At 62.9% G+C, this 15,806-nt stretch carries 8 protein-coding genes and 1 tRNA gene; 4 read left to right on the top strand and 5 right to left on the bottom strand.

From position 1 onward, the window contains the following. Positions 1–5 precede the first annotated feature (5 nt). Complete coding sequence (locus LPW30_RS05495; RefSeq protein ID WP_025281627.1) at positions 6–1,211, top strand: pyridoxal-phosphate-dependent aminotransferase family protein; 1,206 nt, start codon at positions 6–8, stop codon at positions 1,209–1,211. Positions 1,212–1,338: 127 nt separating this feature from the next. On the opposite strand, the gene LPW30_RS05490 is transcribed toward LPW30_RS05495, so the two are convergent. Beyond that, complete coding sequence (locus LPW30_RS05490; protein ID WP_025281626.1) at positions 1,339–1,770, bottom strand: DUF3617 domain-containing protein; 432 nt, start codon at positions 1,768–1,770, stop codon at positions 1,339–1,341. 124 nt (positions 1,771–1,894) lie between these two features. On the opposite strand from LPW30_RS05490, the gene LPW30_RS05485 reads away from it, so the two are divergent. Next, entirely contained in the window at positions 1,895–4,705 is a 2,811-nt protein-coding gene (locus LPW30_RS05485; RefSeq protein WP_239680282.1) for a bifunctional diguanylate cyclase/phosphodiesterase, read from the top strand. Here the strand turns inward: LPW30_RS05485 and LPW30_RS05480 are convergent. Beyond that, complete coding sequence (locus LPW30_RS05480) at positions 4,702–5,223, bottom strand: flavin reductase family protein (RefSeq protein ID WP_239680281.1); 522 nt, start codon at positions 5,221–5,223, stop codon at positions 4,702–4,704. The genes LPW30_RS05485 and LPW30_RS05480 overlap by 4 nt on opposite strands. Before the next feature lie 165 nt (positions 5,224–5,388). On the opposite strand from LPW30_RS05480, the gene LPW30_RS05475 reads away from it, so the two are divergent. Continuing rightward, positions 5,389–8,952, top strand: coding sequence for an EAL domain-containing protein (locus LPW30_RS05475; RefSeq protein WP_239680280.1), 3,564 nt, complete (start codon positions 5,389–5,391; stop codon positions 8,950–8,952). On the opposite strand, the gene LPW30_RS05470 is transcribed toward LPW30_RS05475, so the two are convergent. Both LPW30_RS05470 and LPW30_RS05465 read right to left on the bottom strand, forming a co-directional pair. Further along, positions 8,924–11,926 (bottom strand): chemotaxis protein CheB, encoded by a 3,003-nt coding sequence (locus LPW30_RS05470; RefSeq protein ID WP_239680279.1) that lies wholly within the window; start codon positions 11,924–11,926, stop codon positions 8,924–8,926. The two genes, LPW30_RS05475 and LPW30_RS05470, sit on opposite strands and share 29 nt — an antisense overlap. A gap of 100 nt (positions 11,927–12,026) precedes the next feature. Further along, positions 12,027–14,315 carry a putative bifunctional diguanylate cyclase/phosphodiesterase gene (locus LPW30_RS05465; RefSeq protein ID WP_239680278.1) on the bottom strand — a complete coding sequence of 763 codons (2,289 nt, stop codon included), beginning with the start codon at positions 14,313–14,315 and terminating at the stop codon, positions 12,027–12,029. A gap of 152 nt (positions 14,316–14,467) precedes the next feature. Between LPW30_RS05465 and LPW30_RS05460 the strand changes: the two genes are divergently transcribed. Next, complete coding sequence (locus tag LPW30_RS05460; protein ID WP_239680277.1) at positions 14,468–15,616, top strand: cation diffusion facilitator family transporter; 1,149 nt, start codon at positions 14,468–14,470, stop codon at positions 15,614–15,616. Between the two features lie 44 nt (positions 15,617–15,660). On the opposite strand, the gene LPW30_RS05455 is transcribed toward LPW30_RS05460, so the two are convergent. Next, positions 15,661–15,750, bottom strand: a tRNA-Ser gene (locus tag LPW30_RS05455). Positions 15,751–15,806: the final 56 nt, after the last annotated feature.

Genomic DNA, 15,806 nt, shown 5'->3' with positions numbered 1-15,806 from the left:
CCATGATGACCTATCCCTCCTTCCACCCCCCCGTGCGCACCTTGATGGGCCCCGGTCCCTCCGATATCAATCCCCGGGTCCTGGCCGCCATGAGCCGGCCGATCATCGGCCATCTGGACCCCGCTTTCGTGGGCATGATGGATCAGATGAAGGTGCTGCTGCAGTACGCCTTCCAGACGGAAAACGAGCTTACCCTGCCTGTTTCCGCCCCGGGTTCGGCCGGCATGGAAACCTGCTTTGCCAACCTGGTGGAGCCGGGTGATGAGGTGGTGGTGTGCATCAACGGCGTGTTCGGCATGCGCATGAAGGAAAACGTGATCCGCTGCGGCGGCACCCCCATCGTGGTGGAAGAGGAATGGGGCCAACCGGTGGATCCGCAGAAGCTGGAAAACACCCTGGCCGCCCACCCGGACGCCCGCCTGGTGGCCTTTGTCCACGCCGAGACCTCCACCGGGGTGTGCTCCGATGTGAAAACCCTCTCCCAGGTGGCCCATGCCCGGAATTGCCTGGTGATCGTGGATACCGTGACCGGCCTGGGCGGCAGCGAGGTGCGGGTGGACGACTGGGGCGTGGACGCCATCTACTCCGGCACCCAGAAATGCCTCTCCTGCACCCCCGGCCTGTCACCGGTGAGCTTCAGCCCCCGTGCCGTGGAGCGCATCCGTAACCGCAAGCACCCGGTGCAGAGCTGGTTCCTGGACCTGAACCTGATCATGGGCTACTGGGGCTCGGGCAACGCCAAGCGGGCCTATCACCACACCGCCCCCATCAATGCCCTGTATGCCCTGCACGAGTGCCTGGTGCTGTTGCGCGAGGAAGGCCTGGAAGAGGCCTGGGCGCGTCATCGCCATCATCACGAGGCGCTGAAGGCCGGCCTGGAGGCCATGGGCCTGAGCCTGCTGGTGGACGAGCCCCACCGCCTGCCCCAGCTCAATGCCGTGAAGGTGCCCGAAGGCGTGGACGAGGCCGCTGTGCGCACTCAACTACTGGAGCGCTACGGTCTGGAAATCGGTGCAGGCCTGGGGCCACTGGCCGGGAAGATCTGGCGCATCGGCCTGATGGGCTTTGGTTGCAACCAGCGAAACGTGCTGCTGTGCCTGCACGCCCTGGAGGCCGTGCTCACGGAGATGAATGCACCCATCGAGCGGGGCCATGCCATCCGGGCGGCGCAGCGGGTGTATGGGGAGACGGGTCACCGGGACGAGGTTTGACGCGAAAGAACCCTGTCAGCTACAGACGCCACCTTCTCCCCCACGGGGGGGAGAAGGGCTTGTTACGCGTCTTTGATCATCTGGGTGATTGACCGCCGTGATGCACCCGTGATGCATGAGCCGAGATTCAGTCACACTCCCCGAGACGCTGCCCCTTCACCTCCGTGTGCATGGGGATCTTGCCGATGGACGTATCCAGATAGGAGGTGATACGACCGGTGAGGCTGTCGCTCATGAACTCGAAGGTGGCTCGCATCTCCACCACATCGCCATCCTCCTCGCAGATCATGCTGTAGGCCAGGTTGGCAGGTGTCGACTCCATATCCGTGATTTCGCACCCCTGATCGGCGATCAGGAAACGAGCACCCTCGGCGATATCGTTTTCCGTGATACAACCTCGTTCCGTATGAGCATCCTCCTCCGGGGCCTCATGCCCCATGGTGCTGCTGATGGAGGTGAATTCCCACTCTCCCGGTTGCAGGTTGGGCTGGTCCGCCAGGCTGCTCAGGGGCATCATCAAGGTGAAGGCGGCAATCGCCATCGGTCGGAAGATCTGCATGTTTCCATCCTGATCGTGAGTGTGCCTGCATGGTAAATGATATAAATGGCGAAGACACGCGCCCGCCGAGCTGACCCTGGAATGATGCTCGGGCCCCATCCCGATGCCTCCGCCAAGACCCCCGATGAATCAAGGCCCGTCACCCAGCAATGGTCTTCCGCCACGCATCAGCCTCAAGGCCTGGGCCGCGTACCTGGGCTTGTGTCTGGTGCTGGCCCTGGCCATCACCTGGGATCTCACCACCTCCCGGGAGAAGGAGATGGCAGCCGCCCAACAACGCACCCACGCCACCAGCATCCTGGTGAGCGAGTGGTTGTATGCGGCCTTTGAGACCAGCGGGGCGCTGCTGCGCAGCATGGCAGGCGAGATTCGTCCCGAAAGCCTGGCAAGCGAGGACAACGATCCGGAAGCCCATGCGCGGACGAATCAGTGGCTCGACCGGCATTTGCAACTCCTCCCTCACGCCCATGCCATTGCCCTGTTCGACCGTGAGGGTGTGATGACGCATACCTCCCGCGCTGCCCGGGGGGTGGGCCATGACATCAGTGATCAGGCCCATTTCCAGGCCCTTCGCGATGATCCGAGCCTTGAGCGCCAGGTATCCCAGGCCTTCTTCTCCAGCGAGGCCAATGGCTTTCTGGTTGCCCATGCCCAGGCCCTGCGTGACGCCAACGGCGGATTTGCCGGACTCCTGGGGGTGCGCCTGGACCTGGGATTTTTCGACCACTGGCTGGAGCGCACCGAACTCACGCGCGGCAGCAGCCTGACGATTCTCGATCACGAGGGAAGATTACTGGCACGTCGTCCCCGGGATACGGTTCCTGACTTCGATGCCCAACTGGGTCAGCCCGTGGAAGCTGGAGCACTCCGACCCCTGCTCCACCAGGCCACGGATACTGTCCATTTCAGCATCGTCTCTCCGGTGGACGGAGTGCATCGTTCCTACACGGCGCAGCTGGTGCGGGACCTGCCCTTCCTGGTGGTGGTGGGCGAGGCGAAGCAGACCCTCATGGCCGCCTGGTGGCAAAAGCTGTGGACCCTGGGCATCGCCTGGCTGACCGTTGCCGGCCTCGGTCTGCTGGTCCTGCGTGGCTATCTGAGCACCGTTCGTTACGACACGCAACTCCAGCACAGCCATCGCTCGTTGAAACAGGCCAATCAGGCCCTGAGTGAGGAGATCACGGCGCGTAAGCGCACGGAGACGGACCTGCGGCGCTCCGAGGAAAAATACCGCTTTCTGGTGGAAAACAGCTACGACATCCTCTACCTGTTCTCACCCGACGGCCACATCGAGTTTGTCTCTCCCAGCTGGAAGACGCTCATGGGGCACGACCCGCAGAGTGTCGTGGAGCGCCATTTCTCGGAGTTCGTTCATCCCGAGGATCTCTCCATCTGCCACCAGGCGTTCAGCCATGTCATGCGCCACGGTCATCATGCCCAGGACATCGAGTACCGGGTCAGGCATCAGGACGGGAGTTGGCGATGGCATAACTCCAGCGCCCTGCCCTCCCGGGATGAAACCGGGCAGATTGTCGGTTTTCAGGGGATCGCTCGGGACATCACCGCCCGCAAGCAGGCCGAGGACGAGATCAAGACGCTGGCCTTTTTCGATCCACTGACCCAGTTGCCCAACCGTCGCCTGCTCGCCCAGCATCTTCAGGAGGCGGTGCAGCACTGCCACCAGGGGCACCATCACGGGGCCCTGCTGTTCATTGACCTGGATAACTTCAAGATCCTCAACGATACCCTGGGCCATGACCAGGGAGATCTGTTGCTCATGCAGGCGGCCAGGCGCATCAGCGGCTGCGTGCACGAGAGCGACACCGTGGCCCGTCTTGGGGGTGATGAGTTCGTGGTCATGCTGCGCAGGCTCAGCCACCACCCTCATGAGGCCACGCAACAGGCGGAGATCGTCGCCGACAAGATTCTGGCCACCCTGAACCATCCTTATCTGCTGGATGGGCAGGAGCATCACAGTACGGCCAGTGTGGGCATCACACTGTTCCATCGGGAGCTGATGAGCGCGGACGAACTCATGAAACGGGCTGATCTGGCCATGTACCAGGCCAAGGCGGCAGGTCGTAACACGCAGCGGCTGTTCGACCCGGGCATGCAGGCGTCGGTGACGGCCCGGGCCGCCCTGGAGGCTGATCTGCGCCGGGCACTCGCGGAGGAACAGTTCGTACTGCATTACCAGGCACTGGTGGACGACGACGGTACACTGACGGGCGCCGAGGCCCTGCTGCGCTGGCAACACCCGCAGCGGGGTCTGGTGCCGCCCGGCGAGTTCATCGCCCTGGCGGAGGATACCGGGCTGATCCTGCCCATCGGACAGTGGGTGCTGGAGGCGGCCTGCGCCCAACTGGCCGAATGGGCCCGGGACCCTCGCCTGAAGCACCTGAAGCTCGCGGCCAATGTGAGCGCCCGCCAGTTCCGGCATCCGGAATTCGTGCCCGGAGTATTGCGCGCCCTGAACACGACCGGTGCAGACCCGCGTCGCCTCAAGCTGGAGATCACCGAAAGCCTGCTGGTGGAAGACGTGGAGGACGTGATCAGCAAGATGCGGCAACTGCGGGCCCGGGGCATCTCGTTCGCCCTGGACGACTTCGGCACCGGCTATTCCTCCCTGAGCTATCTCAAGCAGCTGCCCCTGGACGATGTGAAGATCGACCAGTCATTCGTTCGTGACGTGCTCACCGACCCCAACGATGCCGCCATTGCCCGCACCATTGTGGCCCTGGCAGGCACGCTGGGCCTGAGGGTGATCGCCGAGGGGGTGGAAACCCGGGAGCATTGGGAATGGCTGAGCCGGCATGGCTGCCACACCCACCAGGGTTACTATTTCGGTCGCCCGGGGCCAGTGGTGGTCATGCTGGAGAGCCTCCCGAAACGGCCCGCGCCCATGCGACGGGCACATCCTTCCGGACCCGGTTAATCCCTGGCCAAAAAACGGTAATCGCCCTGATAGTAGACCAGCGGCTCACCCTCGCGGGGCATGGTCAGTCGCAACACCCGGCCCACGAAGATACGGTGATCGCCGCCGTCATGAATCATCTCGGTGCGGCATTCAAACTGCGCCAGCATTCCCGGCAGCAGCGGTGCGCCGGTTTGCCCGGCCTCGAACTCCAGGCCCTCCCAGCGTCCTGCCTCCTTGCCCGCAAACCGGTTCGAGAGGCCCTGATGATCCTCCGCGAGCACATTCACGGCAAAGGCCCTGGCACGCTCGAAGGCGGCCAGACATCCCGCATCGCGGCGCAGGCTGAACAGCACCAGCGGCGGATCCAGCGACAGGGAACTGAAGGAATTGGCCGTGAACCCGTTGGGCACCTCTCCCTGTGGATCGAGACAGGTGATCACCGTGATGCCGGTGGCAAAGCGACCCAGAGCATCCCGAAACCGACGTGGATCAATCACCGGCAAGGAATCGATTATTTCAGACTGAGTGTTGTTCATACTGTTGGATCGGCCTGAGGCCCGGGGATGGGCGAGGATTTCACAAATGAAGTATCATGCGGATCAGCAAGACGTGAACCAGCTCACAAAACAGTGGCCTTGCCAGTGTATTCACAGGGCCTAACGGTAGCACACTCAACACCGGTGAACCCGTGACCGGCGCCTATGTCCCGCAACAAACCCACCAAGAAGATTGACGCGGCGATTCGCGCCCGGGCCGAGCAGGCCCTGCGCGCCGGCGACTTTGATCTTTCCCAGGATCTTTTTGACAAGGGCCATATCGACCTGGCCGAGGTCACCGAGCACCTGCGCATCTACCAGGCCGAACTGGAGGTGCAAAACGCCGAGTTGCGTGAGGCCCAGCTGCTGGCCGAGCGTTCCATGGGGCGCTACTCCGCCTTCTTCTCCGGCATCCCCGTGGCGGCCCTGGTGGTGGATCGGACCGGATTGATCCTGGAGTCCAACCACCAGGCGGCCCACCTGTTCGGGCTGCGCCACTCCCATCTGCGGCACCACTTTCTGCGCCGGCTGGTCCATCATGATAACGAGGGGGATCTGAGCCGGATCCTCATCCAGGCTGGGGAACAGGGCAAGGCCTTCTGCGAAGGCTTCACCTTCGTGCGCACCGAGGGCGATACCTTTCGCGGCGAGTTGCATGTAGCCCGCCTGCCGGGGCGTCAGGGAGGGGAGAATGAATTCGTATGTGCCGTGGTGGATCTCACCGAGCACCTGCGTCACGAGGCGGAACTGCGGCATGCTCACCAGGAACTGAGCGAGAGCGAGGCCCGGTACCGCGTCCTGGCCGATTACTCACCGGTGTGGGACTACTGGTATGGCCCCGAAGAGCGGTATCGCTATGTCTCCCCCGGGTGTCTGGCCGTCAGCGGTCATCCTCCCGAGGCCTTCATGGAGGACCCGGGGCTGTTTGCCCGCCTCCTTGAGCCCGAGGACCGGCAACGCTGGCAGCAGCATGAGCAAGACATCCAGGAGTGCCGGGATCAGCTGCCCCATGAGCTCATGGAGTTCCGGCTGCGCCATCTGGATGGCGAAATCCGCTGGATCGAACACGAATGCCAGCCTGTCATCGCCGAAGATGGCAGCTATCAGGGGCGCCGGGGCATCAACCGGGACATCACCGACCGCAAGCGCGCAGAATTGGAGGTGGCTCAGGTCAGCTTGCTGTATGCCACCCTCAGTGCGGTCAATCAGGCCATCGTTCGCATCGAGGACGAACAACCCTTGCTGGACAACCTGGCGCGCATTGCCGTGGAACACGGTGGCTTCACCGCCTGCGTCATCAGCCTGCGCAACGGCGAGAACCCTCCCCAGCCCCGTGCCTGCAAGGGCCTCAAGCCCGAACAGATAGAGACCATGCCCCTTGACGAGGCCTGGGAACTGATCAACCGGCAGCCTTACGTTTACGCCAACCGGGAAGATCCGGACACGCCGCCCCAATGGCGCCAGTGGGCACAGGCCAACCGGATCCAGACCTTCGGGCATTACCCGCTGATCCGCGACCATCGTCTGGTGGGCGTGGCCAGCTTCTTCTCCGACACCCAGGCAGGCTTCACCCCCCAAATAGACCGGCTGGTCCAGGACATCACCGAGGACTTCTCCTACGCCCTGCAACACCTGGAGTTGGAAAAGAAGCGCCGTGCCACGGAGGCAGCCCTGAGCGAGAGCGAGGCCCGGTACCGCAGTCTGTTCGAGAACACTCATTCCATCATGCTCCTGGTGGACCCGGAGGATGGGCAAATCGTGGACGCCAATCCTGGGGCCTGCCAGTTCTATGGCTGGACCCGCGAGGAGATGCGTAACCACCGCATCAGCGACATCAACGCCCTGTCAGACAAGGAAACTCAGGCAGAAATGGCCCGGGTCCAGCGCGGCGGGCATAGGCATTTCCGTTTCGTGCATCGTCTGGCCACGGGCGAAAGACGCCAGGTGGAGGTATACAGCGGCAGGATTCAGGTGGAAGGACGGGAACTGCTGCACTCGGTGGTGCATGACATCACCGAACGCAACCGCGCCGAAGAACGCCTGCGGCTGGCCGACCGGGTCTTTCAGGCTGCCGATGAAGGCATCATGGTCACGGACATGCAGGGGCGCATCGTGGCTGTGAACCCGGCCTTCACACGCATCTCCGGCTACACGGAAGAGGACGCCCTGGGCCAGACACCAGCCCTGCTGCATTCGGGGCGACAGGATGCCAGCTTCTACCAGCGTTTGTGGCGCAACCTGCTGCAACTGGGCCATTGGCGTGGCGAGATATGGAATCGACGCAAGAACGGCGAGATCTACCCGGAATGGCTCACCATCAGCGCCGTGCGCAACGATGATGGCGAAATCATCCACTATGTGGGGGTATTCAGCGACATTGGCCAGATCAAGGAGGCTCAGCAGCAACTGGAGTTCATGGCCCATTACGACCCACTCACCGGACTGGCCAACCGGGCCCTGCTGCGGGACCGCCTGAAGCATGCCCTGCGTCGGGCAGAGCGCAAAAAGTCCACACTCACCCTGCTCTTCCTGGACCTGGACCGCTTCAAGACCATCAACGACACCCTGGGCCATAACCTGGGGGATCTGCTCCTGCAGACTGTGGCCCAGCGCATGAAGAACACCGTGCGTGCCTCGGACACCCTGAGCCGGCTGGGCGGGGATGAGTTTGTGCTGCTGCTGGAAGATGAGATCAACGTTCAGGAAATCAACACCCTGTGTGAAAAGTTACTGAATGTGCTGGAGGCCCCCATGTTGCTGGAGGGCCATGAACTGGTGATTACCGCCAGCATCGGCGTGGCCACCTATCCGGACGACGGGGTGGACGCCGACGCACTGCTCAAGAATGCTGACCTGGCCATGTACGAGGCCAAGACTCAGGGGCGTAACGCCTATGAGTTTTTTGCCCCGAGCCTTTCGGAAGGCGTCATGGATCGACTGAAGATGGAATCCGCCCTGCGTGGTGCCGCGGCGCGGAATGAACTACGGGTGCATTATCAGCCCCAGGTCAGGCTGAAGGATGGGTCATTGCTTGGGGTGGAGGCCCTCGCCCGCTGGGAACACCCCACGCTGGGGCTGGTGTCACCCGGACATTTCATCCCGCTGGCCGAAGAGATGGGTGTGATCGGCGAGATCAGCGCCTGGGTGCTACGTGAGGCCTGCCGGCAGATGCGGGTCTGGCGAGACGAAGGCCGGGACGTCAGTTGCGTGGCAGTGAACCTCTCCGTGCAACAACTGGAGCGGGACATGCTGGTGAGCACGGTGCGCGACTGCCTGGCGGAATACAACCTGCCTGCGGAGTGCCTGGAACTGGAGGTGACCGAATCCCTGATCATGCGGGCACCGGAGAAGGCGCAGTCCGTATTACAGAAACTCAAGATGATGGGGGTCAAGCTCTCGGTGGACGACTTCGGCACCGGATACTCGTCCCTGTCCTACCTCAAGCGCCTGCCCCTGGACCGGCTGAAAATCGACCGCTCCTTTATCCAGGACATCGGTCTGGACACCAATGGCGAGGCCATCACACGCGCCATCATCGGCCTGGGGCGCAGCCTGGGCCTGGAAACCCTGGCCGAGGGGGTGGAGCAGAAGGAGCAGGTCCAGTTCCTCCTCAAGGAAGGCTGCGACCTGGCCCAGGGCTTTCTCTTCAGCCGCCCCGTGCCCCCGAATCAACTCGTTTTCCACTGGGACTGCCCAACCATCACTTCGGACCAGCCATCCAGTCAGTGATCTCCAGACGGCTGACGATGGCTCCACCCTCCGGGTGGTGCACCTTGCCCACCTGCAACAGGAACCAGCGGGCAGGATCCGAACCCGGATAACGATACTCCAGGCCAAACCCCTCGCTAGCTCCCTTGAGCACCTGGCGCAGGCCCCGCTCTGCCTTCACGGCGTACTCCTCTTTCTCACTCGACTGGGCGCTGCGCGCATAGCAGGACTCGAGGAAATTATCCCCCGGACCAGCCGCCACCATGGGATCCTTCGCCTGTGCCCTGGAGGCCTCTCGCCAGGCCTTGTTGACGATCTGGATCATGCCACTGCTGTCCAGCACCGCCACCTGATGGGTCTGAGAATCCAGTACTGCCTGCAGGCGCACCACATCCCGTACCGAGGTGATGTCCACCAGGGTGATCACTGCCCCCCGGGAGGCGGCTCCCTGCAGGGTGTAAGGCAGGATGCGCACCAGATAGTAATTGCCCGATTCCGAACACACCTCATGTTCGTTCATGCGCCCTTCCCGCAGGCTTTCGCGCAAGTCATCCATGAGCCCGGGGTACATCAAGTTGTGGGTAAAGTCGTCGATGCGTCGCCCCACATCCCCGTCACGGATCTTGAAGATCTGCTGCGCCTCGGGGGTGAAACGGGTGATGTGCATGGATTCATCCAGGAACAAGGTGGCGATGGAGGCTGCCTTGGCCATGCTGTCCATGTCCGCGTTGAGGCGATTGAGGATCTGGATTTTCTCCTGATTCTCCGCATTGACGGTGTACAGCTCCTCGTTCACCGATTGCAGCTCCTCATTGGAGCTTTGCAACTCTTCGTTGGCCGCCATCATTTCTTCGTTGGTGGCCTGCAGTTCCTCGTTGGAGGCCTCCAGTTCCTCAATGGTGGCCTGCAGGCTCTCCCGGGTGGCCCCCAGTTCCTGCTCCAGGGAGTTGATACGATCCACAGCCTCCACGCTCATGTCCAGGGACTGGGTTTCGTTGTCGCTCCCCTCCGGGATCACGGCATCCTGGGATTCGAAGGACAGCAACAGGAAGGTACTGCTGCGCTCATCCCCGTCCAGACGGCGCACATTCAGGCGCAGGCGCTCGGTGCTGCCATCGGGCATCTTGAAGGTGCTGGCCTCGGAGCGGATCACCTCGCCGCTCTTGGATGCCCGACGCAGCAGGGCCTGGGCCACGGGAACGATTCCCGAGGGCAGTAGCTTGGAGATCTCCAGGGTGATGCTACCGGAGGGGAAATGCAGGAATTGCTGAGCCTCCCCAAACACATGGATGAGTTCCAGCGACTCCGACAGCAGGATGCTGGGCGGGGCGTGCTCCTGCAGCAAGACCTGCTGCGCGGACTCAATGGCCGAGGCATCCCGGGAGCGAAACGCCTTGCTTTGGCGCCCCACGGGCGCATGCGTGCCCCTCTTGATCGGCGGGATGCTGGCATGGTGTGACTCCATGGGCAGCGGGGCGCTGCGCAGCATCTGAAACAGCTTGTACTTGCTGCTGACCGGCGTGAAATCCGGGCTGAGTTCGCCCAGGGATTCACTGCTGCCCAGAAACATGTAACCGCCTGGTGCGAGGGCATACTGCAACCGCCGCAGGGCCCGCTCCTGGGTGGCGGGCAGGAAGTAGATCAGCACGTTGCGGCAGGACACCATGTCCATGCGCGTGAAGGGGGGATCCTCCACCAGGTTATGGCGGGCAAAGACCAGGGTCTGACGCAGTTCCGGCTTGACCACGAAGTGGCTGCCCCGCTTGATGAAGAAGCGCTCCAGCCGCTCCGGGGACACCTCTGCCATGATGGCCTCGGAAAACGTGCCAGCACTGGCGGCATCCACGTTTTTTTGCTCCACGTCGGTGGCGAAGATCTTCAGGTCCGGCCAGCGGTGGGCCCGCTCGAAGGCCTCGGCAAACAGGATGGCAATGGAATAGGCCTCCTCGCCGGTGGACGTACCCGCCACCCACACACGGATGGAATGGTTGTTGCCGGACTGGCTGACAATATTCTCCACCGCTTTGCTGGCCAGGGTGTCGAAGGCCTCCGGGTCGCGGAAGAAATTGGTCACCGGGATGAGGATCTCCCGCCGCAATACCGACACCTCTCCCGAATCCCCCTCCAGCAATTCCAGGTAGTGTTCGAAATCCGGCACATGGCGTACCTGCATGCGCCGCTCTATCCGGCGCAGCACCGTGGCCGGCTTGTAGTCCCGGAAGTTGACCCCGCCGTGGTTGTGCAGCAAATGGAAGATTCCCTCCAGGGCCGAACCCGAATCCAGGTCGGAGGTGGTCTTGGGAGGCGGCGTCACCTGGGTGTCGGGCTTTTGCTCGATATGATCGCGGATCCGTTCGCCCAGGGTGTCCGGGGGCAGCACCTCGTCCACCAGACCCGTGGCGATGATGCTGCGTGGCATGCCGTCGAACTTGGCACTCTCCGGATCCTGGGCCAGCAGCAGTCCACCGGCGTCGTTGATGGCCACGGAGCCCCGGGTACCGTCAGACCCGGTACCCGACAGGATGACACCGATGGAGCGGTGACCGAACTCCTTGGCCAGGGAGGAAAAGAACAGATCAATGGGCAGGGACAGGGCCCGGGGGTTCTTGGGGCTGAGGCGCAAGTGGCCCTCGGCAATGGTCATCAGATTGCCGGGCGGGATCAGGTAGATGGTCTCCGGTTCCAGTTCCATGGCATCACGAACCGTGATCACCGGCATGCTGGTATGGCGGGCCAGCAGGTTGGCCATCAGGCTCTTGTGGTCGGGGGAGAGGTGCTGAACCACCACAAAGGCCGCGCCCGTTCCGTCAGGCATGGACTCGAACAAACGCTCCAGAGCCTCGAGCCCTCCGGCAGAGGCACCAATACCCACCACATGGCCAGCGAAATCCTGCGTTGGCCCAGCGCCCTCAAGCACCTCCCCAGCATCCTCCTGGGGGGCATCCTGGGGCTCTTGGGTCTCGTGGGTCTCGTCTGGGGTCTGATCGGATGGCATGGTGGACTGACCCCATGGGCCGAAGTGGATGGACTCCCCCACTATAAGGCCATCACGGACTGACCGCCAGAAGCCCTCCCGACCCCGGGTTCCTGGCTCGTCAGTGATGGGGGATCTTTGCGTCGTCCGGCATCAGCGTTGCACGGCGCAGTATCTCCGGAATGGCCTTGGCGGCCACCGGGTGACTGAAGCGATACCCCTGCGCCCGGTGGCAGCCGAGGGCCAGCAGGGCCTCCTGCTGCTCCCGCGTTTCCACCCCCTCGGCCAGCACTTCCATGTTCAGGTGCCCACCCAACGTGGTGATGGCACTGGCAATGGCTGCATCGTGGGGGTTCAGGGAAATGCCGCAAATGAAGCTCTGATCGATTTTCAGGGCATCGAACGGCAGTGACTTGAGGTAGGACAATGAGGAATAGCCGGTGCCAAAGTCATCCACTGCCAGGAAGACGCCCAGGGACTTGAGTTGGCGCAATAACTCCTCGGAGCCCTGACGGCGGTCCATCACGAAGCTTTCCGTGATTTCCAGTTCCAGCAGCGCCGGGTCCACCCCGGTCTCCCGCAACACCGCACCCACGGTCTCCACGAAATCGCTGCGCTGCACCTGCACTCCCGACACGTTCACGGCCACGGTGCCAAAATCGAGCCCGGCCTCCCGCCAAGCCCTGGCCTGCACACAGGCCTGGCGCAGCACCCAGCGCCCAAGGGGCAGGATCAGGCCGGTATCCTCGGCCATGGGGATGAAGCGACCCGGCGAAATCATGCCCTGGGTCGGGTGCTCCCAGCGGACCAGGGCCTCAAGGCCCACCACCTCCCCGCTGATCAGATCCACCTGGGGCTGATAGTGCAATACCAGCTCGTTGCGCTCCAGCGCCTGACGCAGATCGGCTGCCAGAAGCACGCGATCCCGAGCGTAATCGGTGAAATCCCGACTGTATTGGGCATAGGTATTACCGCCCGCCTGCTTGGCATGATGCATGGCCGCATCGCTGTGCTGCAGCAGTTGATCCTGTTCGCGGCCGTCCCGAGGGAAGCTGGCGATACCAATGCTGGCAGTGATGAAGACATCGTTGTTGCGAATCTTCACGGGGCGCTGCACCGCCTGAATGATCGCCTCGGCCACCTGCTCCACCCGGGCTTCCTCATCCGCCCCCTGCTCCACCAGGATGGCGAATTCATCACTGCCCATGCGCGCCAGGGTCTCGCCACGCTGCAAAATAGCGGTGAAACGTTCGGCCAGGCTGGAGAGCAGTTGATCGCCCATGCGGATGCCCAGGCTATCATTGATGTGCTTGAAGCCATCCAGATCAAGCAGCAACACCGACACCTGCGAGGCATGGGAGCGGGCGCGGATAAGGGCCTGTTCCAGGCGGGTGCGGAACAACAGTCGATTGGGCAGGTTGGTCAGGGCATCCCGGTGGGCCAGCCGTTCGATCTGCTCCTGAGAGCTCTTGAGGTCGGAAATATCGGAAAAGACGCTCACGAAATGGGTCAACCGACCCTCGGCATCGCGAACGGCATTGATGGTGGACCATTGGGGATAAAGCTCGCCGTTCTTGCGACGATTCCACAACTCGCCCCGCCACCCGCCCGTCAGGCTGATGGTATCCCACATGCGACGGAAGAAAAGCCGGGTATGGCGACCGGAACTGAGCATGTTGGGATTGCGCCCCACCACCTCCTTGGGGCCATAACCGGTGATCCGGGTAAAGGAAGCGTTCACCATCAGGATGCGGGCGCGATCATCGGTGATGATCATGCCCTCGTCACTGGATTCGAACACCGTGGCCCATTGGCGCAGTTTCGCCTCATCGCGCTTGCGGGCGCTGATGTCCTGAAAGGCTCCTTGAACCCGAGTGATCCGCCCCTGCTCGTCGCGCACGGCCCGGCCAATGGTGCGCACCCAGACGGGCTTGCCCTCGCGGGTGAGGATCTGCATCTCCTCGTCGTAAGGGATGCCTTCCTCGGCGCATGCCCGGAATACCTGGCGAATCCTGTCCCGGTAGGCCGGGGCATAGAACGCGATACCGTCTTCCACTTTGACCCGGGTGCCAGGGGGCATATCGTGGATGCGGCAGACCTCCCGCGACCAGTGCACCACGCCGGTTTGCAGGTCCACCTGCCAGCCGCCCACATGGGCCAGGCCGGCGGCCATGTTCATGAGACGCTCGCTATCCTCAAGGCGATGGGCCCAGGAACGCAACAATCCATACAGCAGTACGGACGTGACCAGCACGAAGAGCAGGCCCTTGGCGATCTCCAGACGAACCTGCACTGTCCCGTCATCAAGGGCCAGATCCAGTAGCCAGCCTGAGGTGATGATCCATAGTCCCGCGATCAGGGCGTAAACCAGTACCACGTTGCCGGCGCTTGGGTGGAGTCTTTTACGCATCCCATCACTCTACGGCATCCAAGAATCCCCCGGAATACCATCGCCCGATATAATCGGGTTATCATGGGGGATACACTTCCCGGGAGATCCACCGGGGCGATGCGGGCCAGCGGCTCCCGCCAGCCATGGCCCATGATGTCCCACGGAGCCCCATGTCAGATACCCATCCCAGCGAGGAAAGGTACCGCACCACGCGCCGCGTGACCCTCGTGGGGGCCGCCACCAATGCCTCCCTGGCTACGGCTCAGGTGGTGGGCGGTTTTCTTGCACAGTCTCAGGCATTGATCGCCGATGGCGTACATACCCTGTCGGACCTGCTCAGTGACTTCATGGTACTGTTTGCCGCCCGCAAGGCCAATGCCCCGGCGGACGACAACCACCCCTACGGACATGCCCGCATCGAGACACTGGCCACCGTGATTGTGGGGTTGGCCCTCATCGGTGTCGCCCTGGGCATCGCCCTGGATGCCTTCCGGCGCCTGCAATCGCCGGAGGAGTTGCTCAGCCCGGCCCCTGCGGCCCTGGCCCTGGCGGCCCTGGCCATCATCTCCAAGGAGGGGCTTTACCATTACACCGTGCGGGCGGCGCGGCGCATCGACTCCAGCCTGCTCCATGCCAATGCCTGGCACCACCGCTCCGACGTGGTCTCGTCACTGGTGGTGCTGGTGGGCATTGGGGCCACCCTGGCAGGCTTCGCCTTCATGGATGCCGTGGCCGCCGTGCTGGTGGCCCTGCTGATCAGCTTGATGGGCGCCAAGCTGATCTGGAACAGCGTGAGCGAGTTGATCGACACCGGCGTCGGGCCGGAAGAACAACAACAGATGCTGGATTCGGTCAGGCACCTGGACGGTATCCATGGCGTTCATGAACTGCGAACCCGGCGTATGGGCAGTGCGCTACTGGCCGATGTGCACATCATGGTGGGCCCAAGGATCAGCGTCTCCGAGGGCCATCGCATCAGCGAATCCGTGGCCAAGACCCTGCGGCAGTCACGTCCCGAATTGCGCGAGGTGCTGGTGCATGTGGACCCGGAGGATGACCGGACACACGCCCCCAGCAGCCACCTGCCCTGCCGATCCGAATTGATGCGACAGCTGAACCTGCAGTGGCAATCCGTCCCCGGCGCACTGCCCATGGAAAACGTGGTGCTGCACTATCTGGATGGTCGCATCCATCTGGAACTGCACCTCTCCCCCGAGAACTTCGAAACCCTGGAAGGGGCGCGGGCCCTAGCGCGACAGCTGACGCGGGTCACCCGGGAGGTAAAGGGAGTGGGCGAGGTCATCGTGTACTTCCGGTGATGGAAAGCAAAAAGCCCCTGGGACAGGGGCTTGGGCACAACTTATGGCGGAGAGGGAGGGATTCGAACCCTCGGTACGCTCGCGCGTACAACGGTTTTCGAGACCGCCCCGTTCGACCGCTCCGGCACCTCTCCTGACGGTCTTGGCGAAGTCAGGCATTATAGCCCATCCGCCCATGTCTTTTTAAGCC

This window comes from Ectothiorhodospira variabilis, assembly GCF_022227625.1.
In the GTDB taxonomy this organism is placed as follows: Bacteria; Pseudomonadota; Gammaproteobacteria; order Ectothiorhodospirales; family Ectothiorhodospiraceae; genus Ectothiorhodospira; species Ectothiorhodospira haloalkaliphila.
Note: the sequence above shows the minus strand (reverse complement) of the source record. Positions and strands in the feature narration are given on the sequence as shown.

Excerpts from the sequence above, each read along its gene's own strand:
- LPW30_RS05475 (WP_239680280.1), top strand. The coding sequence starts at position 5,389 with ATGTCCCGCAACAAACCCACCAAGAAGATTGACGCGGCGATTCGCGCC.
- LPW30_RS05490 (WP_025281626.1), bottom strand. The coding sequence starts at position 1,770 with ATGCAGATCTTCCGACCGATGGCGATTGCCGCCTTCACCTTGATGATG.
- LPW30_RS05485 (WP_239680282.1), top strand. The coding sequence starts at position 1,895 with ATGAATCAAGGCCCGTCACCCAGCAATGGTCTTCCGCCACGCATCAGC.
- LPW30_RS05460 (WP_239680277.1), top strand. The coding sequence starts at position 14,468 with ATGTCAGATACCCATCCCAGCGAGGAAAGGTACCGCACCACGCGCCGC.
- LPW30_RS05465 (WP_239680278.1), bottom strand. The coding sequence starts at position 14,315 with ATGCGTAAAAGACTCCACCCAAGCGCCGGCAACGTGGTACTGGTTTAC.
- LPW30_RS05470 (WP_239680279.1), bottom strand. The coding sequence starts at position 11,926 with ATGCCATCCGATCAGACCCCAGACGAGACCCACGAGACCCAAGAGCCC.
- LPW30_RS05495 (WP_025281627.1), top strand. The coding sequence starts at position 6 with ATGACCTATCCCTCCTTCCACCCCCCCGTGCGCACCTTGATGGGCCCC.
- LPW30_RS05480 (WP_239680281.1), bottom strand. The coding sequence starts at position 5,223 with ATGAACAACACTCAGTCTGAAATAATCGATTCCTTGCCGGTGATTGAT.